37 protein-coding genes are annotated in these 22,879 nt (G+C 62.2%); all 37 read left to right on the top strand.

What is annotated here, in order from left to right; all coding sequences use genetic code 11:
• Nucleotides 1–121, top strand: a 121-nt coding sequence (locus tag ACO2Q4_RS13900; RefSeq protein ID WP_423319919.1) for a hypothetical protein, incomplete at its 5' end; no start/stop codon positions are given.
• A 189-nt stretch (nucleotides 122–310) separates the two neighbouring features.
• A complete protein-coding gene (gene rpsJ / locus ACO2Q4_RS13895; protein ID WP_311757563.1) occupies nucleotides 311–619 on the top strand; it encodes a 30S ribosomal protein S10 in 309 nt (102 codons plus the stop codon).
• Nucleotides 620–632: 13 nt separating this feature from the next.
• Nucleotides 633–1,364 carry a 50S ribosomal protein L3 gene (rplC, locus tag ACO2Q4_RS13890; RefSeq protein ID WP_311757811.1) on the top strand — a complete coding sequence of 244 codons (732 nt, stop codon included), beginning with the start codon at nucleotides 633–635 and terminating at the stop codon, nucleotides 1,362–1,364.
• Nucleotides 1,364–1,984, top strand: coding sequence for a 50S ribosomal protein L4 (gene rplD, locus ACO2Q4_RS13885; protein ID WP_311757562.1), 621 nt, complete (start codon nucleotides 1,364–1,366; stop codon nucleotides 1,982–1,984). Before rplC ends, rplD begins: the two co-directional genes overlap by 1 nt.
• A complete protein-coding gene (locus ACO2Q4_RS13880; RefSeq protein WP_155038759.1) occupies nucleotides 1,981–2,277 on the top strand; it encodes a 50S ribosomal protein L23 in 297 nt (98 codons plus the stop codon). Before rplD ends, ACO2Q4_RS13880 begins: the two co-directional genes overlap by 4 nt.
• Before the next feature lie 93 nt (nucleotides 2,278–2,370).
• Complete coding sequence (rplB, locus tag ACO2Q4_RS13875) at nucleotides 2,371–3,207, top strand: 50S ribosomal protein L2 (RefSeq protein ID WP_311757810.1); 837 nt, start codon at nucleotides 2,371–2,373, stop codon at nucleotides 3,205–3,207.
• A 3-nt stretch (nucleotides 3,208–3,210) separates the two neighbouring features.
• Nucleotides 3,211–3,489 (top strand): 30S ribosomal protein S19, encoded by a 279-nt coding sequence (gene rpsS / locus ACO2Q4_RS13870; RefSeq protein WP_017999558.1) that lies wholly within the window; start codon nucleotides 3,211–3,213, stop codon nucleotides 3,487–3,489.
• 5 nt (nucleotides 3,490–3,494) lie between these two features.
• Entirely contained in the window at nucleotides 3,495–3,890 is a 396-nt protein-coding gene (rplV, locus tag ACO2Q4_RS13865; RefSeq protein ID WP_311757561.1) for a 50S ribosomal protein L22, read from the top strand.
• Complete coding sequence (gene rpsC / locus ACO2Q4_RS13860; protein ID WP_311757560.1) at nucleotides 3,890–4,606, top strand: 30S ribosomal protein S3; 717 nt, start codon at nucleotides 3,890–3,892, stop codon at nucleotides 4,604–4,606. The genes rplV and rpsC overlap by 1 nt, the downstream gene beginning before the upstream one ends.
• A gap of 11 nt (nucleotides 4,607–4,617) precedes the next feature.
• Nucleotides 4,618–5,031 carry a 50S ribosomal protein L16 gene (gene rplP, locus ACO2Q4_RS13855; RefSeq protein ID WP_134680210.1) on the top strand — a complete coding sequence of 138 codons (414 nt, stop codon included), beginning with the start codon at nucleotides 4,618–4,620 and terminating at the stop codon, nucleotides 5,029–5,031.
• Between the two features lie 274 nt (nucleotides 5,032–5,305).
• Nucleotides 5,306–5,512, top strand: coding sequence for a 50S ribosomal protein L29 (gene rpmC / locus ACO2Q4_RS13850; protein WP_311757559.1), 207 nt, complete (start codon nucleotides 5,306–5,308; stop codon nucleotides 5,510–5,512).
• A gap of 12 nt (nucleotides 5,513–5,524) precedes the next feature.
• Entirely contained in the window at nucleotides 5,525–5,764 is a 240-nt protein-coding gene (gene rpsQ / locus ACO2Q4_RS13845; protein WP_311757558.1) for a 30S ribosomal protein S17, read from the top strand.
• 51 nt (nucleotides 5,765–5,815) lie between these two features.
• A complete protein-coding gene (gene rplN, locus ACO2Q4_RS13840; RefSeq protein WP_010400243.1) occupies nucleotides 5,816–6,184 on the top strand; it encodes a 50S ribosomal protein L14 in 369 nt (122 codons plus the stop codon).
• Nucleotides 6,184–6,489 (top strand): 50S ribosomal protein L24, encoded by a 306-nt coding sequence (gene rplX, locus ACO2Q4_RS13835; protein WP_311757557.1) that lies wholly within the window; start codon nucleotides 6,184–6,186, stop codon nucleotides 6,487–6,489. Before rplN ends, rplX begins: the two co-directional genes overlap by 1 nt.
• Nucleotides 6,489–7,049, top strand: coding sequence for a 50S ribosomal protein L5 (gene rplE / locus ACO2Q4_RS13830; RefSeq protein ID WP_395131206.1), 561 nt, complete (start codon nucleotides 6,489–6,491; stop codon nucleotides 7,047–7,049). Before rplX ends, rplE begins: the two co-directional genes overlap by 1 nt.
• 19 nt (nucleotides 7,050–7,068) lie before the next feature.
• Nucleotides 7,069–7,374 carry a 30S ribosomal protein S14 gene (rpsN, locus tag ACO2Q4_RS13825; RefSeq protein ID WP_311757555.1) on the top strand — a complete coding sequence of 102 codons (306 nt, stop codon included), beginning with the start codon at nucleotides 7,069–7,071 and terminating at the stop codon, nucleotides 7,372–7,374.
• 9 nt (nucleotides 7,375–7,383) lie between these two features.
• On the top strand, nucleotides 7,384–7,782 hold the full coding sequence (gene rpsH / locus ACO2Q4_RS13820) for a 30S ribosomal protein S8 (protein WP_311757554.1): 399 nt from the start codon (nucleotides 7,384–7,386) through the stop codon (nucleotides 7,780–7,782).
• A gap of 12 nt (nucleotides 7,783–7,794) precedes the next feature.
• Nucleotides 7,795–8,328: a 50S ribosomal protein L6 gene (gene rplF / locus ACO2Q4_RS13815; RefSeq protein WP_311757553.1), complete on the top strand. Its 534-nt coding sequence runs from the start codon at nucleotides 7,795–7,797 to the stop codon at nucleotides 8,326–8,328.
• 12 nt (nucleotides 8,329–8,340) lie between these two features.
• Nucleotides 8,341–8,700 (top strand): 50S ribosomal protein L18, encoded by a 360-nt coding sequence (gene rplR / locus ACO2Q4_RS13810; RefSeq protein WP_311757552.1) that lies wholly within the window; start codon nucleotides 8,341–8,343, stop codon nucleotides 8,698–8,700.
• 115 nt (nucleotides 8,701–8,815) lie between these two features.
• Complete coding sequence (rpsE, locus tag ACO2Q4_RS13805; protein ID WP_311757551.1) at nucleotides 8,816–9,382, top strand: 30S ribosomal protein S5; 567 nt, start codon at nucleotides 8,816–8,818, stop codon at nucleotides 9,380–9,382.
• 11 nt (nucleotides 9,383–9,393) lie between these two features.
• Nucleotides 9,394–9,582, top strand: coding sequence for a 50S ribosomal protein L30 (gene rpmD / locus ACO2Q4_RS13800; protein ID WP_011747117.1), 189 nt, complete (start codon nucleotides 9,394–9,396; stop codon nucleotides 9,580–9,582).
• Nucleotides 9,583–9,725: 143 nt separating this feature from the next.
• Nucleotides 9,726–10,439, top strand: a complete 714-nt coding sequence (locus ACO2Q4_RS13795) for a hypothetical protein (protein WP_311757550.1) — start codon at nucleotides 9,726–9,728, stop codon at nucleotides 10,437–10,439.
• A 154-nt stretch (nucleotides 10,440–10,593) separates the two neighbouring features.
• Nucleotides 10,594–11,079: a 50S ribosomal protein L15 gene (gene rplO, locus ACO2Q4_RS13790; RefSeq protein ID WP_423319904.1), complete on the top strand. Its 486-nt coding sequence runs from the start codon at nucleotides 10,594–10,596 to the stop codon at nucleotides 11,077–11,079.
• 103 nt (nucleotides 11,080–11,182) lie between these two features.
• Nucleotides 11,183–12,556, top strand: coding sequence for a preprotein translocase subunit SecY (gene secY / locus ACO2Q4_RS13785; RefSeq protein WP_311757548.1), 1,374 nt, complete (start codon nucleotides 11,183–11,185; stop codon nucleotides 12,554–12,556).
• A gap of 37 nt (nucleotides 12,557–12,593) precedes the next feature.
• Complete coding sequence (locus ACO2Q4_RS13780; RefSeq protein WP_311757547.1) at nucleotides 12,594–13,256, top strand: adenylate kinase; 663 nt, start codon at nucleotides 12,594–12,596, stop codon at nucleotides 13,254–13,256.
• Between the two features lie 154 nt (nucleotides 13,257–13,410).
• Nucleotides 13,411–13,779: a 30S ribosomal protein S13 gene (gene rpsM, locus ACO2Q4_RS13775; RefSeq protein ID WP_311757546.1), complete on the top strand. Its 369-nt coding sequence runs from the start codon at nucleotides 13,411–13,413 to the stop codon at nucleotides 13,777–13,779.
• A 15-nt stretch (nucleotides 13,780–13,794) separates the two neighbouring features.
• Nucleotides 13,795–14,184, top strand: coding sequence for a 30S ribosomal protein S11 (gene rpsK, locus ACO2Q4_RS13770; protein ID WP_167622718.1), 390 nt, complete (start codon nucleotides 13,795–13,797; stop codon nucleotides 14,182–14,184).
• Between the two features lie 116 nt (nucleotides 14,185–14,300).
• Complete coding sequence (locus ACO2Q4_RS13765; RefSeq protein WP_311757545.1) at nucleotides 14,301–15,317, top strand: DNA-directed RNA polymerase subunit alpha; 1,017 nt, start codon at nucleotides 14,301–14,303, stop codon at nucleotides 15,315–15,317.
• Nucleotides 15,318–15,431: 114 nt separating this feature from the next.
• Nucleotides 15,432–15,851, top strand: coding sequence for a 50S ribosomal protein L17 (gene rplQ / locus ACO2Q4_RS13760; RefSeq protein ID WP_395131195.1), 420 nt, complete (start codon nucleotides 15,432–15,434; stop codon nucleotides 15,849–15,851).
• Between the two features lie 337 nt (nucleotides 15,852–16,188).
• The gene (locus ACO2Q4_RS13755) at nucleotides 16,189–16,800 is read left to right on the top strand and encodes an autoinducer binding domain-containing protein (protein ID WP_311757543.1); all 612 of its coding nucleotides are present in this window, start codon (nucleotides 16,189–16,191) and stop codon (nucleotides 16,798–16,800) included.
• A 68-nt stretch (nucleotides 16,801–16,868) separates the two neighbouring features.
• Entirely contained in the window at nucleotides 16,869–17,459 is a 591-nt protein-coding gene (locus tag ACO2Q4_RS13750) for an acyl-homoserine-lactone synthase (protein WP_311757542.1), read from the top strand.
• A gap of 60 nt (nucleotides 17,460–17,519) precedes the next feature.
• Nucleotides 17,520–18,848 carry a replication-associated recombination protein A gene (locus tag ACO2Q4_RS13745; RefSeq protein ID WP_311757541.1) on the top strand — a complete coding sequence of 443 codons (1,329 nt, stop codon included), beginning with the start codon at nucleotides 17,520–17,522 and terminating at the stop codon, nucleotides 18,846–18,848.
• The gene (crcB, locus tag ACO2Q4_RS13740; protein ID WP_311757540.1) at nucleotides 18,845–19,219 is read left to right on the top strand and encodes a fluoride efflux transporter CrcB; all 375 of its coding nucleotides are present in this window, start codon (nucleotides 18,845–18,847) and stop codon (nucleotides 19,217–19,219) included. Before ACO2Q4_RS13745 ends, crcB begins: the two co-directional genes overlap by 4 nt.
• Nucleotides 19,216–20,262, top strand: a complete 1,047-nt coding sequence (locus tag ACO2Q4_RS13735; RefSeq protein ID WP_311757539.1) for an RluA family pseudouridine synthase — start codon at nucleotides 19,216–19,218, stop codon at nucleotides 20,260–20,262. Before crcB ends, ACO2Q4_RS13735 begins: the two co-directional genes overlap by 4 nt.
• Nucleotides 20,259–20,933, top strand: coding sequence for an HAD-IA family hydrolase (locus tag ACO2Q4_RS13730; protein ID WP_311757538.1), 675 nt, complete (start codon nucleotides 20,259–20,261; stop codon nucleotides 20,931–20,933). The genes ACO2Q4_RS13735 and ACO2Q4_RS13730 overlap by 4 nt, the downstream gene beginning before the upstream one ends.
• A complete protein-coding gene (locus ACO2Q4_RS13725) occupies nucleotides 20,930–21,646 on the top strand; it encodes an ATP12 family chaperone protein (protein WP_311757537.1) in 717 nt (238 codons plus the stop codon). The genes ACO2Q4_RS13730 and ACO2Q4_RS13725 overlap by 4 nt, the downstream gene beginning before the upstream one ends.
• 155 nt (nucleotides 21,647–21,801) lie before the next feature.
• A complete protein-coding gene (locus tag ACO2Q4_RS13720; RefSeq protein WP_311757536.1) occupies nucleotides 21,802–22,827 on the top strand; it encodes an amino acid ABC transporter substrate-binding protein in 1,026 nt (341 codons plus the stop codon).
• Nucleotides 22,828–22,879 lie beyond the last annotated feature (52 nt).

Here is a 22,879-nt window from a genome sequence, read left to right as displayed (position 1 = left end):
CAACCTGAAGTTCGAAGTCGAACTGATCGCCCCGATCGCGATGGAAGAGAAGCTGCGCTTCGCCATCCGTGAAGGCGGCCGCACCGTCGGCGCAGGCGTCGTCTCGAAAATCCTGAAGTAATTCGGGACGGGCAGGGGGCGCTTTCGCCCCCGACCCAAATAATTCCTGGCACCCGCCGATTCGGGGGTTGTCAAAAGGCGAACCGGCGGTTATCCCGCCGGCTTGCCAATTTGGAATAACGGTTCGAAGCAGGCGCCGCGTGGTGTGTCGTCTGCCTCTCAACTGAATACCCCCGCAAGAGGGACGATAATGCAAAGCCAGACTATCCGCATCCGGCTCAAGGCGTTCGATTACCGCGTTCTGGACGCCAGCACGCAGGAAATCCTGAACACCGCCAAGCGCACCGGCGCTCAGGTCCGTGGTCCGATTCCGCTGCCCAACAAAATCGAGAAGTTCACCGTTCTGCGCGGTCCGCACATCGACAAGAAATCCCGCGACCAGTGGGAAATCCGCACGCACAAGCGCCTGCTGGATATCGTCGACCCGACCCCTCAGACCGTTGACGCCCTGATGAAGCTCGACCTCGCCGCTGGCGTTGATGTCGAAATCAAGGTGTAAGGAGGCCATTATGCTGCGGACTGGTGTAATCGCCAAGAAGCTGGGCATGACCCGGCTGTTCCTTGAAGACGGGCGTCAAGTTCCCGTCACCGTTCTTCACGTCGACAACCTGCAGGTCGTCGCTCAGCGCACCGCCGAAAAAGACGGCTATGTCGCGCTGCAGCTGGGTGCTGGCGAGGCGAAAGCCAAGCGCACCACCGCTGCCCTGCGTGGTCACTTCGCGAAGGCCAATGTCGCTCCCAAGCGCAAGATCGCGGAATTCCGCGTTGCCGAAGAAAACCTGATCGAAGTGGGCGAGGAAATCATCGCCGACCACTACTTCGCGGGTCAGTTCGTCGACATCGCCGGCACCTCGATCGGTAAAGGCTTTGCCGGTGCGATGAAGCGTCACAACTTCGGTGGTCTGCGCGCCTCGCACGGTGTGTCGATCTCGCACCGCTCGCATGGTTCGACCGGCCAGTGCCAGGATCCGGGTAAAGTCTTCAAAGGTAAGAAGATGGCCGGTCATCTGGGTGCCGTTCGCGTCACCACGCAGAACCTGCAAGTCGTTCGCACCGATTCCGACCGTGGCCTGATCATGGTCAAGGGTTCGGTTCCGGGCTCGAAAGGTGGCTGGGTCACCATCAAGGACGCCGTGAAGAAGCCGCTGGCTGATAGCACGGTCTTCCCGGCTGCGACCCGTTCGAAGGCTGCCGCTGAGGCTCAGGTCTCTGCCGAGGCCGTTGCGCCGGAAGGAGACAACTGATGAAACTCGATGTGATCACGCTCGAAGCCGGCAAAGCCGGTGACATCGACCTGAGCGATGACATCTTCGGGCTCGAGCCGCGTGCCGACCTGCTGCACCGCGTCGTGCGCTGGCAGCGTGCGAAAGCCCAAGCCGGTACCCACTCGGTCCTGGGCAAGTCGGATGTCAGCTACTCGACCAAGAAGATCTACCGCCAAAAAGGCACCGGTGGCGCTCGCCACGGTTCCCGCAAGGCGCCGACCTTCCGTCACGGTGGTGTGTACAAGGGTCCGACCCCGCGCTCGCACGCGTTCGACCTGCCGAAGAAAGTTCGCGCACTTGGCCTGAAGCACGCTCTGTCGGCGAAATTCGCCGCGGGTGAGCTGGTCATCGTGGAAAGCCTGAACATTGCTGACGCCAAAACTGCAGCCGTTGCCAAAGCGGTCAAGGAAAATGGCTGGAAGCGCGTTCTGGTGATCGACGGTGCCGAAGTGAACGAAAACTTCGCCCGTGCCGCCCGCAACCTCGAAGGCGTGGACGTCCTGCCGTCGATGGGTGCCAACGTCTATGACATCCTGCGTCGCGACACGCTCGTGCTGACGCGCGCCGGTGTCGAAGCTCTGGAGGCTCGTCTGAAATGACCACGAAGCCCGAACATTACGACGTGATCGTCAAGCCGCTGATCACCGAGAAAGCGACGCTGGTTGGCGAAGCCAACGCGTTCGTCTTCCAGGTGGCCAAGGATGCGAACAAGCCTTCGATCAAGCAAGCGGTCGAAGCCCTGTTCAACGTCAAGGTGAAAGCGGTCAACACCACGATCACCAAAGGCAAGACCAAGCGTTTCAAAGGCCGTCCGGGCGTCCGTTCGGACGTGAAGAAAGCCTATGTCACGCTGGAAGCCGGCAACACCATCGACGTGTCGACCGGTCTCTGATATAGAGCCACCGAATCGACGGCCCCCCAGTGGGGCCGTCGTATTTTGACGAAACGGACCACCTCAGGTCCAAAGCAACGGAAGACAGAAAGCATGGCACTCAAGTCGTATAAACCGACGACGCCTGGCCAGCGTGGGCTGGTTCTGATCGACCGTTCGGAGCTTTGGAAAGGGCGCCCGGTCAAATCCCTCACCGAGGGTTTGACCAAGAACGGCGGCCGGAACAACACCGGACGGATTACGATGCGCCGCAAGGGCGGCGGGGCGAAGCGTCTTTACCGCATCGTCGACTTCAAGCGCACCAAGTTCGATGTTTCGGCTGTGGTCGAGCGGATCGAATACGATCCCAACCGCACCGCTTTCATCGCGCTCATCAAATACGAAGACGGCGAACAGGCCTACATCATTGCTCCGCAGCGTCTTGCTGTCGGTGACAAGGTGATCGCCGGCGCCAAGGTCGACGTGAAGCCCGGCAACGCGATGCCCTTCTCGGGCATGCCGATCGGCACGATCGTCCACAACGTCGAGCTGAAGCCCGGCAAGGGCGGCCAGCTGGCCCGTTCGGCCGGCACCTATGCCCAGTTCGTCGGCCGTGACGGGGGCTACGCCCAGATCCGTCTGTCCTCGGGCGAGCTGCGTCTGGTCCGCCAGGAATGCATGGCGACCATCGGCGCCGTGTCGAACTCGGACCACTCGAACCAGAACCTGGGTAAAGCGGGCCGCAACCGCCACAAGGGCATTCGCCCGAGCGTTCGCGGTGTCGCCATGAACCCGATCGACCACCCGCATGGTGGTGGTGAAGGCCGGACTTCGGGCGGTCGTCATCCGGTTACTCCGTGGGGCAAAGGCACCAAGGGTAACAAGACCCGCACGAATAAAGCGACCGACAAATACATCCTGCGGTCGCGTAACGCGAAGAAGGGGCGCTAATCCATGGCACGTTCTATCTGGAAGGGCCCCTTTGTCGACGCATACGTGCTTCGCAAGGCGGAAAAAGCCCGCGAGGCTGGCAAGTCCGACGTCATCAAGATCTGGTCGCGTCGTTCGACCATTCTGCCGCAGTTTGTCGGCCTGACTTTCGGCGTCTACAACGGCCACAAGCATATCCCGGTCGCCGTGACCGAGGAGATGATCGGTCAGAAGTTTGGTGAATACTCGCCGACGCGGACCTATTACGGTCACGCCGCCGACAAGAAAGCGAAGAGGAAGTAATCGTCATGGGTAAGGAACAAAATCCGCGCCGCGTGGCGGAGAACGAGGCGTTTGCAAAAACGAAAATGCTTCGCACCTCGCCGCAGAAGCTGAACCTGGTGGCGGCGCTGATCCGCGGCAAGAAAGTCGACAAGGCCCTGGCCGACCTGACCTTCTCGCACAAGCGCGTCGCCGGCGACGTGAAGAAATGCCTTCAGTCGGCCATCGCCAACGCCGAAAACAACCATAACCTGGACGTCGACAACCTGATCGTCGCCGAGGCATGGGTCGGAAAGAACATGGTCATGAAACGCGGTCGTCCGCGCGCCCGTGGTCGTTACGGCAAGATCATGAAGCCGTTTTCGGAAATCACCATCAAGGTGCGTCAGGTCGAGGCCATTGAAGCCGGGGAGCGTGCGTAATGGGTCAGAAAGTAAACCCCATCGGGATGCGTCTTCAGGTCAACCGCACCTGGGACAGCCGTTGGTATGCGGATGACAAGGACTACGGCAACCTGTTGCTGGAAGACCTGAAGATCCGCGACTTCATCCACACCGAAGCCAAGCAGGCAGGCGTCAGCCGCGTCATCATCGAGCGTCCGCACAAGAAGTGCCGCGTCACGATCTATGCCGCGCGTCCGGGTGTCATCATCGGCAAAAAAGGCGCCGATATCGAAACCCTGCGCAAGAAGCTGACGAACTTCACCGCTTCGGAACTGCACCTCAACATCGTTGAAGTCCGCAAACCCGAACTGGACGCCCAGCTGGTTGCCGAGTCGATCGCTCAGCAGCTGGAGCGCCGCGTTTCGTTCCGTCGCGCCATGAAGCGCGCCGTGCAGAACGCCATGCGCATGGGTGCCCTGGGTATCCGGGTGAACGTTTCGGGCCGCCTTGGCGGGGCCGAGATCGCCCGCACCGAATGGTACCGCGAAGGCCGTGTGCCGCTGCACACCCTGCGCGCCGACATCGACTATGCGCTGTCGGAAGCGACCACCCCCTATGGGATCATCGGTGTGAAGACCTGGATCTTCAAAGGCGAGATCATGGAGCATGACCCGCAGGCCCGCGACCGCCGCGCTACCGAAGCGCAAGACGGTCCGGCTCCGCGTGGTCCGCGTCGTGACCGCGACGCGCGCTAAGGAGAGTTGAGATGCTGCAACCGAAACGGACCAAGTTCCGCAAACAGCACAAGGGCCGGATCCACGGCGAAGCCAAGGGCGGTTTCGCCCTGAACTTCGGCTCGTTCGCCCTGAAGGCCACTGAGCCGGAGCGTGTGACTGCCCGCCAGATCGAAGCGGCCCGCCGCGCGATCACCCGCCACATGAAACGTCAGGGCCGGGTCTGGATCCGGATTTTCCCGGACGTGCCGGTTTCCTCGAAACCGACCGAAGTGCGGATGGGTAAAGGTAAAGGCTCGGTCGATTACTGGGCGGCCCGCGTCCATCCCGGCCGCATCATGTTCGAGATCGACGGCGTGTCCGACGAGATCGCGCGTGAAGCGCTGCGCCTGGGTGCGAACAAGCTGCCGGTGCTGACCCGCATCGTGGCCCGCGAAGACTGGTAAGTCTTTCGCTACCATGAGATCATGAAGGCCCCCCGGGATTTGCGGGGGGCTTTTTTCTGTTGGGGACTAATTGCCTTCCTCTGGGACGGCGGCTCCTGCGGTGAGGTTCTCCGCCCACGCTGACCCAGAGGCGCGGTTTCCCCAGCAATTCACAGTTTTCCCTTGCCAGACTGGGAATTTCCGCGTAAGGGCAAGCCTTCATCATGAAACTCCACCGGAATCAGGGTGGCCCTGCGTGCAGGGGCTCTCCGGTGATGTTGAAAGGAAATGGCGTATGAAAGCGCTGGAACTGAAAGAAAAGACGCCGGAACAGCTGCGCGAACAGCTGCTCTCGCTCAAGAAGGAAGCGTTCAACCTGCGCTTCCAGCAGGCCACCGGCCAGCTCGAGTCGACCGCCCGCATGCGTGCCGTCCGTCGTGACGTCGCCCGTGTGAAAACCATTCTGAACCAGAAAGCGGCGGAAGCCGCGGCGTCGAACTAAGGAGCCAGGTCCATGCCCAAACGCATCCTGCAAGGCAAGGTCGTCAGCGACAAGAACGAACAGACCGTCACCGTTCTGGTCGAGCGTCGCTTCAAGCATCCGCTGCTGCACAAGACCGTGCGGTCGTCGAAGAAATACCGCGCTCATGACGCGGAGAACCAGTTCAAGGTTGGTGACACCGTTCGTATCATCGAATGTGCGCCGATCTCGAAAACCAAGCGTTGGACCGTTCTGGTCGACGCTGCAGTCTAATCGAAACCCTGGGGCCGCTTCGCGTGGTCCCCAAAGGTCGGGAGTAATCCAATGATCCAGATGCAGACCAATCTGGATGTCGCTGACAACTCCGGCGCTCGCCGAGTTCAGTGCATCAAGGTCCTGGGTGGTTCGCACCGTCGCTATGCGTCGGTGGGCGACATCATTGTCGTCTCCGTCAAGGAGGCCATTCCGCGCGGCCGCGTGAAGAAAGGTGACGTCCGCAAGGCCGTCGTCGTGCGCACCGCGAAAGAAGTGAAGCGTGAAGACGGAACCTCGATCCGTTTTGACCGCAACGCCGCCGTCATCCTGAACAACCAGGGCGAGCCGGTCGGTACCCGTATCTTCGGGCCGGTCGTTCGTGAGCTGCGTGCGAAGAACTTCATGAAGATCATCTCGCTTGCGCCGGAGGTGCTGTAATGGCTGCCAAGCTGAAAAAGGGCGACAAGGTCGTCGTGCTGGCCGGCAAGGACAAGGGCAAGCAGGGCGAGATCCAGTCGGTTTCCCCGAAAGCGAACAAGGCCGTGGTTGAGGGCGTCAACGTCGCCATCCGTCACACCCGCCAGACCCAGACCTCGCAGGGTGGCCGCGTGGCGAAAGCCATGCCGATCGACCTGTCGAATCTGTCGCTGATCGATGCGAACGGCAAAGCGACCCGTGTCGGCTTCCGCGAGGAAGACGGCAAGAAAGTCCGCTTCGCCAAGACCACGGGAGACGTGATCTGATGCTGGACCAAGCAAACTATATGCCGCGTCTGAAAACGCAGTACCGCGAAGTCATTCGCGCTGCGATGAAGGAAGAGTTCGGCTACAAGAATGACATGCAGATCCCCAAGCTGGACAAGATCGTCCTGAACATGGGCATCGGCGAAGCCGTGAAAGACACGAAAAAGGTCAAGCAAGGTGCTGAAGAGCTCTCGCTGATCGCGGGTCAGAAGGCTGTCATCACCCATGCCAAGAAGTCCATCGCAGGCTTCCGCGTCCGTGAAGAAATGCCCCTGGGCACGAAAGTCACCCTGCGCGGTGACCGGATGTACGAATTCCTGGATCGCCTGATCAACATCGCGCTGCCGCGCGTCCGCGACTTCCGCGGCGTGAAAGGCACCTCTTTCGACGGTCGTGGCAACTATGCCATGGGCCTGAAAGAGCACATCGTGTTCCCGGAAATCAACTTCGACAAGGTCGACGAAGTTCTGGGGATGGACATCATCATCTGCACCACCGCGCCGACCGACGCGGAAGCGAAGTCGCTGTTGAAGCATTTCAACATGCCGTTCAACAGCTGATCGCGGAGGTAAGAGAGATATGGCTAAAAAATCCATGGTCGAGCGCGAGAAGAAGCGCGAGCAACTGGTTCAGAAGTACGCTGCGAAGCGCGCTGCCCTGAACGAGGTCATCCACGATCAATCCCGCCCGATGGAAGAGCGCTTCAAGGCCAGCCTGAAACTGGCTGAACTGCCGCGCAACTCCTCGGCTACGCGTCTGCACAACCGGTGCCAACTGACCGGCCGTCCGCACGCGTATTACCGTAAACTGAAACTGTCGCGGATCATGCTGCGCGAGCTCGGCTCGTTCGGTCAGATCCCCGGCATGGTCAAATCGAGCTGGTAAGGGGGCATTATGTCGATGAACGATCCTCTCGGCGATATGCTGACCCGCATCCGCAACGCACAGATGCGCGGCAAATCGACCGTCCGCACGCCGTCCTCCAAGCTTCGCGCCTGGGTTCTGGACGTGCTGAAAGCTGAAGGCTACATCCGTGGCTATGAAGGCGTGACCACCGAGTCCGGCCATGCCGAACTGGAAATCAGCCTGAAGTACTATGAAGGCACCCCGGTCATTCGCGAACTCGCGCGTGTGTCCAAACCCGGTCGCCGGGTTTATGCCTCGGTCAAGGAAATCCCGCAGGTCCGCAACGGCCTGGGCGTTTCCATCGTCTCGACGCCGAAAGGCGTGATGTCGGACGCAGCGGCTCGCAACGCCAATGTTGGCGGCGAAGTCCTCTGCACCGTGTTCTAAAGGAGGGCAGAGATGTCTCGGATTGGTAAAAAACCGGTCGCCCTCCCGCAAGGCGTGACCGCAGAAATCAAAGGTCAGTCGATCGAAGTCAAAGGCCCGAAAGGGACCCGCAGCTTCACCGCGACCGATGACGTGACCCTGTCGCTGGAAGACGGTGCCGTGAAAGTGACCCCCCGGGGCCTTTCCAAGCGTGCCCGTCAACAGTGGGGCATGACCCGCTCGATGGTCGAGAACCTGACGGTGGGCGTGAGCCAGGGCTTCAAGAAAGAGCTGGAAATTCAGGGCGTGGGTTACCGCGCCACGATGCAGGGCAAAACCCTGAAGCTGGCTCTGGGCTACTCGCATGACGTGAACTTCGAAACGCCGGAAGGTGTGACGATTTCCTCGCCGAAGCAGACCGAAATCGTGGTGGAAGGCATCGACCAGCAACTGGTCGGCCAAGTCGCCGCAAACATCCGCGAGTGGCGGCAACCCGAGCCCTACAAGGGCAAAGGCATCCGCTACAAGGGTGAGGTCGTCTTCCGCAAGGAAGGCAAGAAGAAGTAAGGGGCGCGAGAAATGGCACTGAACAAAAGAGAGCTGTTCCTGAAGCGCCGCCTGCGCGTGCGGAACAAACTGCGGGCAATCTCGGACGGTCGTCCGCGCCTGTCCGTTCACCGTTCTTCCAAGAACATCAGCGTGCAAGTCATCGACGACGTGAAAGGGGTCACCCTGGCCTCGGCTTCGTCGCTCGAAAAGGACTTTGGCGTTGTCGGCAAGAACAACGTGGAAGTCGCGGCCAAGATCGGCGCTGCAATTGCAGAGCGTGCGAAGAAAGCCGGCGTCGAAGAGGTCATCTTCGATCGTGGTGGCTTCCTGTTCCACGGCAAGATCAAGGCCCTTGCGGACGCTGCCCGCGAAGGCGGTCTGAAGTTCTAAGAACTGCGGGCGGTGTTCGCACCGCCCCGATGATCCGGGGGCCATCGGCTTGCCTTTGGCCCACCAGGATCGGATTTAACGGCGCCGATCGCGCCAGTTGAAAAAGGAATGCCATATGGCAGAACGTGAAAACCGTCGGGGTCGTCGCGAAGAGCGCGAAGAAACCCCGGAATTCGCCGATCGTCTGGTCGCGATCAACCGCGTCTCGAAGACCGTCAAGGGTGGTAAGCGCTTCGGCTTCGCCGCTCTCGTCGTTGTCGGCGATCAGCGTGGTCGTGTCGGCTTCGGCAAGGGCAAGGCCAAAGAGGTCCCCGAGGCGATCCGCAAGGCAACCGAACAGGCGAAACGCTCGCTGGTTCGCGTGCCGCTGCGTGACGGCCGCACCCTGCATCACGACATCGAAGGTCGTCATGGCGCCGGCAAGGTGATCATGCGGACCGCCGTTCCGGGTACCGGCATCATCGCCGGCGGTCCGATGCGCGCCGTGTTCGAGATGCTGGGCGTCCAGGACGTCGTGGCGAAGTCGCAGGGGTCGCAAAACCCCTACAACATGATCCGCGCCACCATCGACGGCCTGAAAAAGGAAGCCTCGCCCCGCAACGTCGCCCAGCGTCGTGGCAAGAAAGTGGCCGAGATCCTGCCCTCGAACGACAAGCCGGCTGAAGCCGCTGTCGAAGCGTAAGGAGAGGCAACATGGCTAAAACCATCGTCGTCAAGCAGATCGGTTCGCCGATCCGCCGTCCGGCCATCCAGCGCGAGACGCTGAAAGGCCTGGGCCTGAACAAGATGAACCGCACCCGCGAGCTGGAAGATACCCCGGCCGTCCGCGGCATGGTCGCCAAGATCCCGCATCTGGCCGTCATCATCGAAGAGCGCGGCTGATCCCAGCCCGCCCGTGAATTCGGAACGCGCGCCCGGAGAAATCCGCGGCGCGCGTTTCATTTCGGGTTGGTGATGGGGCGTTAACCCTTCGCTAACCTCTTGGCCGCTACCCTCGCCGGGTTCAAACCCGCGCGGAGCCCGAGATGCCCAGTTCCGGCCGTTGTCTTGCCGTCCTGATCCTGCTGCTGCCCTGCGCCCCCGCGCTTGCGGGACCCTGGCCGCGCGCGGAAAAGGGGATGTTCCTGTCCCTGTCGGATGAACGTGATCGGGACGGAAACAACTATATCGGACTTTACGGCGAATACGGTTTGACCGGGCGCGAGACGCTGGGGTTCGAACTGGGCCATACAAATGTGGGCGAGACGAGCGCGATTTTCTGGCTGCAGCACGGGCTGGAGCCGATCGGAGAGAACCGTTTCGCGCTGTCTCTGGGTCTTGGCATGATCCAGCGCGACGGGATCCTGATGCCCGTAGGGCAGGCGGGGGCGGATTGGGGCAGGGGTTTCGGCGGCGTTCTGAACGGTGGCTGGATGTCGCTTGAAACGCGCGTGAAGGTCGCAGGCACGACCGAGGATGAGCAGGACTTCCAGGAATTGGAACCCAGCGCCTTCAACTATCTGACCGCCGAGGTCACCAGCAAGGCCGACCTGACCCTTGGCCTGCATGCGACCGACCGCACCATGTTCATCAACCAGCTTCGGCTTGAGCAGCGCGAGGATACCGGCTTCTCCAGCAAGATCGCGACCAGCGTGGTCCATGACCTGATCGGTCCTGCCAAGATCGAACTGGGCCTGATCACGCCGATCTCGGGGCCGGATGAGGAGGCGGTGAAGGTCGGAACGTGGCTGGAGTTCTAGGGGGCCACTTGGCGGTGGCGGCTATTTGTTGACGCCCTCGCCCGATATGTATAAGGACGGCCGGTGCCCTTTTGGGCATCGACTCAACAAGCAAGAAATGCCGTGTCCGCCCCCTTACGCTTCATGGGGCGTTTCCGGCTTCAGGAGAAGCGATATGAAACTTCACGAACTTCGCGACAACGAAGGTGCCAGCCGCAAGAAGAAACGCGTTGCACGCGGTCCCGGCTCGGGCAAGGGCAAGACCGCTGGCCGTGGTATCAAGGGCCAGACCTCGCGTTCGGGCGTTGCGCTGAACGGTTACGAAGGCGGCCAGATGCCGCTGTACCGCCGCCTGCCCAAGCGCGGCTTCAGCAAGCCGAATCGCCTGGAATTCGCCGTGGTCAACCTGGGCCAACTGCAGGCCTTCGTCGACGCGAGCAAGCTGGATGCGAAAGCTGACGTGACCGAGGACGCGCTGGTTGCAGCCGGTGTCATCCGCCGCAAGCTGGACGGTGTCCGCGTCCTGGCGAAAGGCGAGCTGAAAGCCGCCCTGAACCTGACCGTCGCCGGTGCGTCGAAAGCCGCTGTCGAGGCGATCGAGAAGGCGGGCGGCAAGATCGCCGTCACGCGTCCGGTGAAAGAAGAAGCCGCGGCCGAATAAGCTGTTGAAGGGCGCGCCCGCGCCCAATAAATAGCAGTCAAGTTTTCCAGGCGCCGCGGGATCGGGAAACGATCCGGCGGCGCTGCCATGAAGGGGCACACGTATGGCGTCAGCCGCAGAACAGATGGCCGCGAACCTGTCATGGGGCGCGCTCGGCAAGGCGACCGAGCTGCGCCAGAGGATCTGGTTCACCCTAGGACTTCTCATCATCTACCGCCTCGGCACCTATATCCCGGTGCCGGGTATCGACGGCGCGGCGCTGCGCAACTTCATGGACCAGGCGCAGGCCGGCATCGGGGGAATCCTCTCGATGTTCACCGGCGGCGCCCTGGGGCGCATGGGCGTCTTCGCGCTTGGCATCATGCCCTATATCTCGGCTTCGATCATCGTCCAGCTTCTGGCCTCGATGGTTCCCGCGCTGGAACAGCTGAAGAAAGAAGGCGAGACCGGCCGCAAGAAGATCAACCAATACACCCGCTATGGCACCGTGGCGCTGGCGCTGTTCCAGGCCTGGGGCCTTGCGGTCAGCCTTGAGCACGGCAACCTTGCACATGAGCCGGGGATGTTCTTCCGTGCCTCGGTCGTGATCACGCTGGTCGGCGGCACCATGTTCCTGATGTGGCTGGGCGAGCAGATCACCGCCCGCGGCATCGGCAACGGCATCTCGCTGATCATCTTCGTCGGCATCGTGGCCGAGATTCCGGGCCATCTGGCGCAGTTCCTGGCGCAGGGCCGTTCGGGCGCGATCTCGACCCCGGTGATCCTTGGCGTGATCGTCATGGTGGTCGCGGTGATCGGTTTCGTGGTCTTCATGGAACGGGCGCTGCGCAAGATCCACATCCAGTATCCCCGCCGCCAGGTTGGCATGAAGATCTATGACGGCCAGTCGTCGCACCTGCCGATCAAGGTCAACCCGGCAGGCGTGATTCCGGCGATTTTCTCGTCCTCGCTGCTGCTGCTGCCAGTCACGATCTCGACCTTCTCGGGCAACCAGACCGGTCCGGTGATGTCGACGATCCTGGCGTATTTCGGCCCCGGCCAGCCGCTATACCTGATCTTCTTCTGCGCGATGATCGTGTTCTTCGCCTATTTCTACACGTTCAACGTCAGCTTCAAACCCGATGACGTGGCCGAGAACCTGAAGAACCAGGGCGGCTTCATTCCCGGCATCCGGCCCGGCAAGCGGACCGAGGATTACCTGACCTATGTCGTCAGCCGCGTGCTCGTGATCGGTGCGGCCTATCTGGCGGCCGTCTGCCTTCTGCCCGAGATCATCCGCCACCAACTGTCGATCCCCTTCTACTTCGGCGGAACCTCGGTGCTGATCGTCGTCAGCGTCGTGATGGATACGATCAACCAGGTGCAAAGCCACTTGCTTGCCCATCAATACGAAGGTTTGATCGAGAAGTCGCAGCTGCGGGGCAAGCGCGGGAAGACGGGCGCGGCGCGCCCCCGGAAGGCACCTGCCCGCCGCTAATGGAGCAAGCCCCGAAGCGGGCAGAAGAGGGACGAATATGGCGACCAACATCATTCTGCTTGGCCCCCCAGGGGCCGGCAAAGGCACCCAGGCCCGGCGTCTGATCGAAGAACGGGGGCTGGTTCAGCTTTCGACCGGCGACATGCTGCGCGAAGCCCGCAGTTCGGGCACCGAGATGGGAGAGCGGGTCGCCAAGGTCATGGACCGGGGCGAGTTGGTCACGGATGAGATCGTCATCGGGCTGATCCGTGAAAAGCTGGAACAGGGTGGCGCGGGCTTCATCTTTGACGGCTTTCCGCGGACGTTGGCCCAGGCCGACGCGCTGGAAGACCTGATGAAGGACGAGGGCCAGTCGATCGATGCCGTGATCGAGATGCGTGTCGACGACGCCGCGCTCGTCTCGCGCATTTCGGGGCGCTTTACCTGCGGCAATTGCGGTGAGGTCTATCACGACGTGACCAAGCCCACCAAGGTCGAGGGCGTCTGCGATGTTTGTGGTTCGACCGACCTGCGCCGCCGGGCCGACGACAATGCCGACAGCCTCAAGACCCGGTTGATGGAATACTATAAGAAGACGTCGCCGCTGATCGGGTATTACCATTGCAAGGGCAACCTGCACCCGGTCGACGGGCTGGCCGAGATTGAGGAAGTCGCCGCCTCGGTCGCCACCGTCCTGAACGGCCACGGGGCCAAGGGTTGACGAAAGGCTGCAAATCCCTTAATCCGCAGCATCTCGCATGAGAATCACCTGGCTTCAGGTGGTCGGTTGAAGGCCCGAAGGCGACGCTTTCGGGTCTTTGGTTGTGAAAAAAGGTTCCGGTGCTACGGAATCGCAACATAAGAAGGAAAAACGCGTGGCTCGTATTGCTGGCGTCAACATTCCGACCGGGAAACGTGTCCCGATCGCTCTGACCTATATCCACGGGATCGGCCCGAAATTCGCCGACGAGATCATCGCCGCCGTCGGGATCGAAGCGACCCGTCGCGTGAACGAACTCTCGGACGCTGAAGTTCTGCAGATCCGCGAATACATCGACGCCAACCTGACCGTCGAAGGCGACCTGCGCCGTGAGACGCAGATGAACATCAAGCGCATGATGGACCTGGGCTCGTATCGCGGCCTGCGTCACCGTCGTGGTCTGCCGGTTCGCGGTCAGCGCACCCACACCAACGCCCGCACTCGCAAGGGCCCGGCGAAACCGATCGCCGGCAAGAAGAAGTAAGAGGGGGCTGAGGTAATGGCACGCGATAAAACCCGCATGAAGCGTAAGGAACGCAAGAACATCGCCACCGGTGTGGCGCATGTGAACTCGTCCTTCAACAACACCAAGATCCTGATCTCGGACGTGCAAGGCAACGCGATCTCGTGGTCGTCGGCTGGCACCATGGGTTTCAAGGGCTCGCGCAAGTCGACCCCTTATGCAGCCCAGATGGCCGCTGAGGACGCTGGCAAGAAAGCCCAGGAGCACGGCGTCCGCACGCTGGAAGTCGAAGTTCAGGGTCCCGGCTCGGGCCGTGAATCGGCGCTGCGTGCGCTGGCTGCTGTCGGTTTCAACATCACGGCGATCCGTGACGTGACCCCGATCGCGCATAACGGCTGCCGTCCGCCGAAGCGCCGCCGCGTCTGATTCGGACGACTGACAACGCGTTCCGCGCCAGTTTCGGCGCGGGCGCGGTTTCGCATTGAACCTCGGGCGTTTCCGGCCACCGGTCATGGGCTGGAAACAGGTATGGAGGCAACCGCATGATCCACAAGAATTGGGCTGAACTCATCAAGCCGACCCAGCTTGAAATCAAGCCGGGCGCTGATTCGAGCCGTGTCGCCACCGTCGTGGCGGAACCGCTTGAGCGCGGGTTTGGCTTGACGCTGGGCAACGCCCTGCGCCGTGTGCTGCTGTCGTCGCTGCAGGGCGCGGCCATCACTTCGGTTCAGATCGACAATGTCCTGCACGAATTTTCGTCGGTTCCCGGCGTGCGCGAGGACGTCACCGACATCGTCCTGAACCTCAAGGGCGTGACGCTGAAAATGGAAGTCGACGCGCCCAAGCGCCTGACGCTTTCGGCCAAGGGGCCGGGCGAGGTCAAGGCTGGCGACATCCAGGAAACGGCCGGGATCACGATCCTGAACCGCGACCACGTCATCTGTCACCTGGACGAGGGTGCCGAACTTCACGTCGAGCTGACCGTTGCCTCGGGCAAGGGTTACGTCGCCGCCGACAAGAACCGTCCCGAGGATGCGCCCATCGGTCTGATCCCGATCGACGCGATCTTCTCGCCGGTCAAGCGCGTCAGCTATGAAGTCACGCCCACCCGCGAGGGCCAGGTGCTGGACTATGACAAGCTGACCATGAAGGTCGAGACCGACGGTTCGCTGACCCCGGAAGACGCCGTGGCCTATGCGGCCCGCATCCTTCAGGACCAGCTGGCGGTCTTCGTCAACTTCGACGAGCCGGAAGCCGCGACCCGTTCGGACGCCGAAGATGGCCTGGAATTCGATCCGCGCCTGCTGAAGAAAGTCGACGAGCTGGAACTGTCGGTCCGTTCGGCGAACTGCCTGAAGAACGACAACATCGTCTATATCGGCGACCTGATCCAGAAGACCGAAGCCGAGATGCTCCGCACCCCGAACTTCGGCCGCAAGTCTCTGAACGAGATCAAGGAAGTGCTTTCGGGCATGGGCCTGCATCTTGGCATGGACGTCGTCGACTGGCCGCCGGAAAATATCGAAGACGTTGCGAAGCGCTTCGACGACCAGTTCTGACAGAGTTTCCGGGGGCGTTCTGCCGCCCCCGGCACTACCGGGCATTCCGCCCCAAGGAGAGTGGCCCCCACGCAGGGTCGCCGGACAAAGCAAAAGACGTAAAGGAGAATCATCATGCGTCACGCCCGCGGTTACCGCCGTCTGAACCGTACCCATGAGCACCGCAAGGCGCTCTTCGCCAACATGGCCGGCTCGCTGATCGAGCACGAGCAGATCAAGACCACGCTGCCGAAAGCCAAGGAACTGCGCCCGATCGTTGAAAAACTGATCACCCTGGCGAAACGCGGCGACCTGCACGCCCGCCGTCAGGCCGATGCGCAGCTGAAGCAGGACCAGCACACGGCCAAGCTGTTCGAAGTGCTCGGCGCCCGCTACAAGGACCGTCAGGGCGGTTATGTCCGCATCCTGAAGGCCGGTTTCCGTTACGGCGACATGGCTCCGATGGCGATCATCGAACTGGTCGACCGCGACACCAGCGCCAAAGGTGCGGCCGATCGCGCCCGTCTGGAAGCCGAATCGGCTGCTGAAGAATAAGATTCGCAATCCTTTCTTAGGGTTACGAGATCATTTAAGCCCGCGGTCGAAGGTTCGGCTGCGGGCTTTTTGCAACATGTGAAGGTCGCAGATCGGGGACTTTTCAAGGGTCGTCCGAAGGGCCGATTTGACGCATGGCTCTGCTTTTGGTGGATAAAATTCCACGGACTCGCGCATTGCAGGCAGTTTGCGACAAGTGCTGCTGTGGAATACAGATTCGGGCTCTGAAAGTGGGTTTATGAAAACACCGCTCGCAAAACCAGATACGCTTGAATACACTCGTCCTCATGCCATTTCTGGCAGTGACCGTTAGAAAACTCAATCTGTCCAATTAGTCATGTCGTCTCGCGCGGATATCAACGCAGCACTCGCAAAGCTCAGGAAGCTTTCTCCGGCCGGATACTTTGTCGGCCTGCATATTCGTTTTGCTGCTCCGTTGATGCAGTTCCAGACCTATAACAAGGAATGGTCGCTGCGTTACTCCGAGCGGGCCTACGCGCTTCGCGATCCGACCATCGCCTGGGGGTTTTCGACCACCGGCGCCTGTCGGTGGAGCGTGCTGCCGATCCCGGATCCGTTCTCGATCCTGCAGGATGCGGCGGATCACGGGCTGAACTATGGGCTCGCCATTGCGCATGGTCCCATCAAGTCGCGGACAATCTGCTGCTTTGCGCATGACAAGCGGGAATTCACGGATGACGAGATCGAAGTGATCTCGGCGACGATTCGACGGCTTCACGACATCACGGAGCCGCCGGAGAGCCTTACCAAGGCTCAACAAGAGGCCCTAAGGTGCATCGCAGAAGGAGATCGGCACGCGGCGGCGGCAGCAAAGCTTGGCATTACTGAAAGCGCATTCAAGGCTCGTCTCATATCGGCGCGCGAACGTCTCATGGCGCGCACGACTGCCGAGGCGCTGCAGAGAGCCAAGGACTACCGCTTGCTGTAAGACAACGGTTCACTATCGCGCGGTTACACCCTGGGGGCCACCACCCACCACAACCCCAGGAGACTACCATGCAGACCACCACGCTTTCGTTCGCCAACCTCCACAATCACGGCGAACTGTTTGCCAATATTTTCCGTGCCCGGAAGCAAAGCTTTATCGTTCAGAAACGCTGGGACTTGCCCCAGACCGACGATATGGAGTTCGACCAGTACGACACCCCGATGAGCCGCTGGGTCGCGATTCATGAACGGGGCAATGTTCTTGCCGGCGTTCGCCTGACGCCGACCACGGCGCGCTGCGGCATGTATTCCTACATGATCCGCGATGCGCAGCTTGATCTGCTGGGGGGCTCGATCCCTAAGAACCTGCTGGATGAATCCGCGCCGGTCGAAGTCGGCACCTGGGAGGCAAGCCGCCTGTTCGTGGATCACACCATCCCGCAAAGTCAGCGCCGCCGCGTCCACCTGAATCTTGTCAAGGAGATGACCAGCTCCGCGCGGGAGCTGGGCGCGTCAAAGCTGGTCTGTCTGGTCGCTTCGACCTGGCCGCGCTGGCTGGTGCCTTGTGGCCTGGATGCACAGGCGATGGGTCCGGTAGTGTGGATCGACGACGGTTATTTCCAATGCGTTTCGATCAATCTTGCGCCCAAGATGCACTAGGGAATGTTCGCGCGGAGGGGACTTCCGCGCATGTCACGGGCGGCGTAACATGCCGCCCCGATGGCAGATCTTTTCGACAATGCGCCGGATGCCGGCGCCCCCGCACCCAATGCGAATCGCCCCCTGGCAGACCGCATCAGGCCTTCCCGCCTGGCGGAGGTCGTGGGCCAGGAAAAAGTTCTGGGGCCCAACGGGCCCTTGGGCGCGATGCTTGGCTCGGGCAGCCTCTCCTCGCTGATCCTGTGGGGGCCGCCGGGCGTGGGCAAGACCACGATCGCGCGGCTGCTGGCGTTGGAGACGGACCTGGCCTTCGTCCAGATTTCGGCCATCTTTTCGGGCGTGCCCGAGCTGCGCAAGGTCTTTGACGCAGCGCGCCTACGCCGCCAGCAGGGTCGCGGCACCCTGCTTTTCGTGGACGAGATCCACCGCTTCAACAAGGCCCAGCAGGACAGCTTCCTGCCGCATATGGAAGACGGCACCATCGTCCTTGTCGGCGCCACCACCGAAAATCCCAGCTTCGAACTGAACGCCGCGCTTTTGTCGCGCGCGCAGGTCATCGTGCTGGAGCGGCTGAGCCTTGCCGATCTGGAACGGCTCGCGCAGCGCGCCGAGCAGGAACTGGGACGCGCCTTGCCCCTGGCCGCCGAAGCGCGTGACCGCCTGCTGGAGATGGCCGATGGCGACGGTCGTGCGGCGCTGAACCTAATCGAGCAGGTGATGGCCTGGAAGGTCGCAGGCAAGCTTGACACCGACCAGTTGTCGCAGCGCCTGATGCGACGGGCCGCGAAATACGACAAGTCGGGGGACGAGCATTACAACCTGATCTCGGCGCTGCACAAATCGGTTCGGGGCAGTGATCCGGATGCAGCCCTTTACTGGTTCTCGCGCATGCTGGAGGGTGGAGAGGATCCGCGCTATCTGGCACGGCGCATCACCCGCATGGCGGTCGAGGATATCGGCCTGGCCGATCCCGCCGCGCAGCGCCATTGCCTGGACGCCTGGGCGCTTTACGAACGTCTGGGCAGTCCCGAGGGGGAGCTGGCGTTGGCGCAGGCCGTCATCTATCTGGCGCTCGCCCCGAAATCGAATGCGGGATATGCCGCCTACAAGGGGGCGCGCGACCTGGCGCGACGCTCGGGCAGCCAGATGCCGCCCGCTCATATCCTGAATGCGCCAACCGGGCTGATGAAGGATCAGGGCTATGGCGCGGGCTATCAATATGACCACGATGCCGAAGATGGCTTCTCGGGGCAGGATTACTTCCCCGAGGGCATGAAACGTCCCGTCCTTTACCTTCCTGTCGAGCGCGGATTCGAACGCGACCTGAAAAAGCGCGTTGAATGGTTCGCCAGCCTCCGTCAAAAGCGACGGACAGAGGGCAAGACATGAAACATGCATTCCTTCAGGTCGCACTGGGTGGCGCCCTGGGGTCGATGGCGCGTTACGGCGTCAACATTCTGGCCGGGCGGATCACCGCCGGCTTTCCGCTGGGCACGCTGACGGTCAACATCGTCGGCTGTTTCGTCATGGGGCTGCTCGCCTCGGTCATCGCGCAGCGCGGGGGGCAGCATTTGGCGCCCCTTCTGCTGACGGGTGTGTTGGGCGGATTCACCACGTTTTCGGCCTTTGCGCTGGATACGCTGGTCCTGTGGGAGCGTGGCGCGACCGTGACCGCCGCAGGCTATGTCCTGGCTTCTGTCCTGATTTCACTTCTGGCGGTCACCGCCGGATTGGCCGTTGGCCGGGGGTTTTTCGTATGAGTGGTGTTCAGACAATCCGTATCGGCGCGGATGAGGGCGACCAGCGCATTGATCGCTGGCTGAAGAAGCGTTTTCCGCAATTGACGCAAGGCGCGGTCGAAAAGATGTGCCGCACCGGTCAGCTTCGCGTCGATGGCGGGCGGGTCAAGGCCAATACCCGGCTTGAGATCGGGCAAGAGGTGCGGGTTCCGCCATTGCCCGATGGCGCGCCGCCCCCGGTTGCGGCGAAGCCGCGCGTGAAGCAGTCCGATGCCGAGATGATCCAGTCCTGCGTGCTCTGGCGCGATGAGCATATCATCGCGCTGAACAAGCCGCCGGGCCTGCCGTCGCAGGGCGGCTCGGGGCAGGGGGACCGGCATGTGGACGGGCTGACCGAGGCGCTGATGTTCGGCTACAAGGACCGCCCGAAGCTGGTCCACCGGCTGGACAAGGACACGTCGGGCGTTCTGCTGCTGGCGCGCACCGACCGGATTGCCCGTTCCCTGTCCGAGGCGTTCCGCCACCGGCTGACGCGCAAGATCTATTGGGCGGCGGTGGCGGGCGTGCCGCATCCGCGCATGGGCTCGATCAAATATGGTCTCGTCAAGGCGCCGGGCCGCGGTCGCATGGGCGAGGGCGAAAAGATGGTCGCGGTCCATCCTTCGGCCGTGGCCGAGACCGAGGGCGCGAAACGCGCCCATACCGATTACGCTGTCCTCTCGGCGCTTGGCGGGCGAGTTTCCTGGGTAGCGATGGTGCCCGTGACCGGGCGGACCCACCAGCTTCGCGCACATATGTCCGAAATGGGGCATCCGATCATCGGTGACGGCAAGTATGGCGGTTCGGGGCAGGAAAACCTTGGCGACGGCTGGGGCGCACAATTGGGCGGCGAAATCAGCCGCAAGCTGCATCTGCATGCCCGCGTGATCCGGTTCGAGCATCCGATCACCAAGAAGCTGATCACGATCACCGCGCCCTTGCCCGACCATATGTCGCGGACCTGGGAAACGCTGGGCTGGCATGAAAGCGACGTGCCCGAGGATCCGTTCGAGGACGTGCAATGAAGCTGGTCCTGTTCGACGTCGACGGCACGCTGGTCAACAGCCAGCACGAGATCGCTCATGCCATGAACCAGGGTCTGCACGCCGCCGGTCTGCCCGAGATGGAGCCGGCCGAGATCCTGTCGATCGTGGGTCTGTCCCTTCCGATCGCGGTGGCGCGGCTGCTGCCCGGAGCCTCGGCCGAGATGCATGAACGTGTCGTCCTCGGCTATCGCGAGGCTTTTGCAACTGCGCGGGCCAATGGCGCGGTGCCGCCGCTTTATCCCGGCGCGCTGGATTGTCTGGACGCGCTGGCCTCGCTGGACCATGTGCTGCTGGGCATTGCGACCGGCAAGCCGATGCGCGGGCTGACCGCGCTGCTTGAGGCACATGGGCTGACCGGCCGCTTCTTCACGCGACAGACGGCGGACGGGCACCCATCGAAGCCGCATCCGGCAATGCTGGAAAGTGCGCTGTTCGATGCCGGGCTGGGGCCCGAGGATGCCGTGATGGTGGGGGACACGGTATTCGACATCGAAATGGCCCGTGCCGCAGGCATGACCGCCTTTGGCGTCGACTGGGGCTATCACCCGACGGCGGACCTGCACGCGGCGGGGGCGGCGCTGGTCGCGCTGGATTATCCCTCGCTGACGCAGGCCCTGATGGATTGGGCAAAGCTGGAGCACGCGGCATGAGCGGGGAATGGAAAGCCCGGCGGTTCTGGACGTCCTCGCAGCTGCGCGAGGCCGCGGACGGGTTTGAAATCACGCTGGACGGACGCCCCGTCCGCACACCGGGCAAACTGGCGCTGATCCTGCCGACCGCCGCGCTGGCACAGGCGATTGCCGCGGAATGGGACGCGCAGGACGAGATCATCGACCCGAACACCATGCCGTTGACCCGCGCGGCCAACTCTGCGGTTGAGCGCGTGACCCCGCAATTCGAGGCGGTGGCGAACATGCTGGCCGAATATGGCGGGACCGACCTTCTGTCCTATCGCGCCGAGGCGCCCGAGGCGCTGATCCGCGCCCAGGCCGAAGGCTGGGATCCGCTGATCGACTGGGCCGCGACCGAGCTGCGCGCCCCACTGCGTATCACCCACGGTGTTCTGCCGGTGCCGCAGGACGACGCGAGCCTGCTGAAATTGCGGGCAGAGGTCATGGCGCTGGATGCTTACGGCCTGACCGCGCTGCACGATCTGGTCACGCTTCCGGGGTCGCTGATCTTGGGATTGGCGGTTTTGCGCGGCCGCCTGGATGCCGAATCCTCGCACGCTTTGGCCCGAATTGATGAGGAATATCAGGCAGAAAACTGGGGCCGCGACGAAGAGGCGGACGAGGCCGCGGCGGCGCGACTGGCGCAGATGAAGAACGCTGAGCGCTTCTGGCTTCTCAGCAGAACCGCCTGACACAACCTCCCTAATTCTTGACGCAGGGAACTTCATTGGCACAATGCCGCTTATAGGGGCAGTGGACCTGCCCCTTGGCTCAAGCGGGCTAGCCTACGGCCCCAGCTTCCCAACGGCCCGCGTCAAGGGTCGGAAGACCAACAGAGAGGAACCCCATGAAGAAATCTGCACTCTTCGGCTCTGTCACCGCCTTCGCCTTGATGGCGACGGGTGCCATTGCCGCTGAAGGCGACACGCTGAAAGAGGTCAAAGCCCGCGGCGTGCTCAACTGTGGCGTGAATACCGGCCTTGTCGGCTTTGCCGCCCCGGATGCCAATGGCAACTGGTCCGGCTTCGACGTGGCCTTCTGCAAGGCCGTGGCCGCCGCCGTGCTGGGCGATGCGACCAAGGTGAAATATGTGCCCACGACCGGCCAGACGCGCTTTACCGCGCTCAGCTCGGGCGAGGTCGATCTGCTGGCCCGGAACTCGACCTGGACCTTCCAGCGCGACACCGACCTGAAGCTCGATTTCATCGGCGTGAACTATTACGATGGCCAGGGCTTCATGGTTCGCAAGGACCTGGGCGTCAGCTCGGCCAAGGAACTGGAAGGCGCGACGATCTGCATCCAGACCGGCACCACGACGGAACTGAACCTGGCCGATTACTTCAAGGCCAACAACATGACCTATCAGCCGGTCAACATCGATTCGAACGCCGAGGGCGAGCAGCAATACATGGCTGGCGCCTGCGATGCCTATACCACCGATGCATCGGGGCTGGCGGCGACCCGGGCGGCCTTCGCCGATCCGGAAAACCACATCATCCTGCCCGAGATCATCTCGAAGGAACCGCTGGGACCGGCGGTTCGCCACGGCGACAACAACTGGGGCGACATCGCGCGCTGGACGCTTTACGCGCTGATCGCGGCCGAGGAATACGGCGTCACCTCGGCCAATATCGACGAGCTGTCGAAATCCTCGCAGAACCCGGAAGTCCAGCGCCTGCTGGGCGCCTCGGACGATCTGGGCAAGATGCTGGGGCTTGATGCCGAATGGGCCAAGCGCGCGATCAAGGCGCAGGGCAACTATGGCGAGATCTTTGCCGCGACCATCGGCGAACAGACTCCGATCGGCCTGGCGCGCGGCCTGAACGCGCAATGGACCCAGGGCGGGCTGATGTACGCGATGCCCTTCCGCTAAGCGCAAAAGATACGAACGGGCGGGGTAAAACCCCGCCCGTTTCGCCACGTGC

Origin of the sequence: Paracoccus sp. KR1-242 (assembly GCF_049446195.1) — a bacterium.
Lineage (GTDB): Bacteria > Pseudomonadota > Alphaproteobacteria > Rhodobacterales > Rhodobacteraceae > Paracoccus > Paracoccus broussonetiae.
This window is presented reverse-complemented; position numbering and strand designations above follow the sequence as displayed.